Annotated in this window: 1 protein-coding gene; it reads right to left on the minus strand. The window is 67.6% G+C overall.

Annotated features, from left to right (window positions below; genetic code table 11):
• Positions 1–2901, minus strand: a 2901-nt coding sequence (locus ACWDKQ_RS35605) for a hypothetical protein (RefSeq protein WP_450143143.1), incomplete at its 3' end; no start/stop codon positions are given.
• Positions 2902–2957: the final 56 nt, after the last annotated feature.

The following is a 2957-nucleotide window of genomic DNA, read 5'->3' on the forward strand; positions in this document are numbered from 1 at the left end:
CCGCGGCAACCGGCCATCCAGCCACGCCACCTGCTCCGGCCCACCCAATTCGCCGTGCTGAGCCCACCAGGCCACGTCATCGCCCGCGCCCGCCATCACCTTCGACGACAACGCCGACTCGGGGCCGATCCATCTGTCATCGCCCTGGACGGCGTCCAGGAAATAATGCGCCTGCCCACCGTTGAAGAAGCCACCAGAGGCCAGGAACGCACTCGCCTTGTCGCCGTTCACATACACCGCCCGCGGAGCATCCTGCGAGGCCGCCGGCGGCACCCTCAGCACAAGGAAATGAACATCCCCGGCCGCTGTCCGCTGCATGAATTCCCGCACGGCATCGGGGCCACCGGTCAGCCGAAGCTGCGGGACAACACCCCCCGTGGCGGCCTGGAACCGCTCACTCGTCGCACCTCCCACCACCCGCCGCAACACACCAGAATGCAGCAGGCCCCTCGCCGCGCGGAGATGGTCGGCGATCTGCTCCAGCAACCCCGTGGCGGCGCGAGGACCCGGGTCAGGAATCACGATCCCCGAACCCGCCACCATGGCCCTCGCATACTCATTACCAAGCAACACCTGAACAACGAGGTAGTTGACCGAAGCCCTCAACGACTTCCCGAGTCCCTCGAAGACCCTTCGATATTCGGGCCGCAGACTCAGACCTTGGGCGTTCACCTTCTCCCACTGTGACCAAGCGTCGGACGGGAACTCGTCTCCCTTTGCGGCATCGGCCCACGCGAGGCGGCGCTCAGCCTCCCGTATCCCGTTCTCATTCCACACCAGCCTGAACGGCGCTGGCGGGAGAAGCCCATCCCGGATAGCCCGCAGAACAGCCAGGCGCAGCTTCCCAGAGTCCCCCACGGGGAGCCCGGCGACGCCCGCCAGCCACTTCCATACCTCCGACTCGGTTCTAGGAAACAAGCCGGGGTCGGTGTCGTTCACCTCAAGTGCTCGGCCCGGGCCGAGGTAGCGCACCAGCTCCGAGTCCGAAAGCCGGGCAGCCTCGCGCATCAACCGCAGATGGTGCGGGTCAGGCTGTCGTCTGCCGTCCAGCCACCTCTGAGCCTTGGACTCGTTAACTCCGGTCACCAAGGCCGCCCGGGCCGTGCCGAGGTGAGCCACCAATTCCCCATTTGGGACTCCCGCCGGAACAGCACCCTCGGCGACGTACTTCACCAGATCACCCAGGGTCCACGGCAACGGGCCCTCCATCAGCAAATCGAGAACCCTCGCCACGGTTTTCCCGTCCGGCTGCCCTGGCGAGGCCACCTGCACGCCCCTGCGGGGGTCCAGCTCCCCCCGTGAGGCCATCTCCCAGCCCAGCTGCTTCAGCGGGCCCAGGCCCAGCACCCGCAATCGGTCCGCCACCGCGACCGCCTCTTCCGGCCCACCGAACGCCTCGACAATGGTGTCCAGCAAGATCCCACGCACCACCGCACGATCACCGCCACGGCCGCAGTGCATGGCGACGTCCTCGTCCTCACCGAAGAAGCGCCTGAGGTAGTCAAGCTCATGACCGTCCAGGGCGTGCACCAACTCCTGCAGCACGTTCAGCTCCCGCCCGGTGGGCTGCCGGCCTGACACACCGGCACGCTGCGGTGCCGGACCGCCGAGCACCGGCACGCGCACCCGGGGGTCGGGCTCGCTCCCGGCAAGCACCACCTGGCCCAGGCCACCGAGCCTGGCCACCTCTCGCCGCAGCTCCTGGCGGTACTCGGCCGCGCTGCGGGGGACACCCTGCTGGGCACGCTCTTCCTCGCCCCACCTCCCCAGCCGACGGCGGCGATCGGCCAGGCCCACCATGAACCGCCCCAGAGCACCCAACCGCTCCTCGTACCGCTCACCGTCCGGCACCAGGTCTTTGACCAGTGTCTTGACCTCTTCTCGCCCGCCGTAAGTGCTGACCACCGACCCGATGATCGCCCGGCGCAACGCCTCGGCATGCCACCCTTCGGGTAGGTGCGACCACATCCGCCACACCCGCGCCGTGGCCTCATCCACCCCCAACGCCTGAGCCAGATACCGGCTCTCACGCACCCCCGGGTTGACCATATTCATCAACTCCGCAGGCCGCCCCTCATCCTGCAAGACCGCGAACAACCCCTCCCATTCGACCTCACGGCCACGACGCCACAGTCCCGGATCCGCCAGCCCGTACTCCACCCTGCCACCAGCCGGATCCACCACATGCACGAAGAACTCCACCGACTCCCCGATTTTCTTCAACCAGGTACGCGGCGGCAGTTCCCTGGCCAGATGCGCTGGCACCGGCGTCACCTCCGGCGACACCTGGGTCAGCGGGTCCCACAAGTCCTCCGGCCGCGTGGCGCTATCCGGCCTTTCCCCTGGCGCGTACTCGCCGCCCATCACATACCAGACGTCGGTACCCTCCTTCACCAACCGTCGTGCTTCCGGATCCGGCGACATCAACCGCGAGGTTCTCCACGTCGTTTTCCGCCTCTTCACCACCAGCGCATGGTCCACAACACCCCACCAGTCCAGCATCCGCAGGAACGCCACCACATGGTGACCATCCACCTCTGCGTGACCATCCACCCCAGCCAGCCTCGGCCGCGCAGGCACTCCCGTCGCCGCCTGGAAAGCCTCCAGCGCCGCGCTCCCCGCCTCGGAAACCCCCGCCAAATCCTCCGCGCCCAGCACCACACGCCGTCCATTCACCACATCCGGCAGCGACCCCCGTGACCCATCCCGCGCGTACTCCGCGTCGCCGCCATGCTGCTTAGACCCCCCATCCACCAGCGGCTTCAGCTCACCAAACAGCACCGGGGCGGATTCCACATCGGACAGCCGTGCTGATTCCGCCCCACCACGGAGCCCGGACTGGATAGTCCATCCCTCCCGCAACGTGCCGGTGATGACACTGAGATCACGGGCATACTCCATGAGCTCCCGGTTAAGGCGGTCCCTCCTAGCTCCCCCGGCCTGCTCAACCCTTTCCG

The sequence above is a fragment of the Saccharopolyspora sp. NPDC000995 genome, from assembly GCF_053599315.1.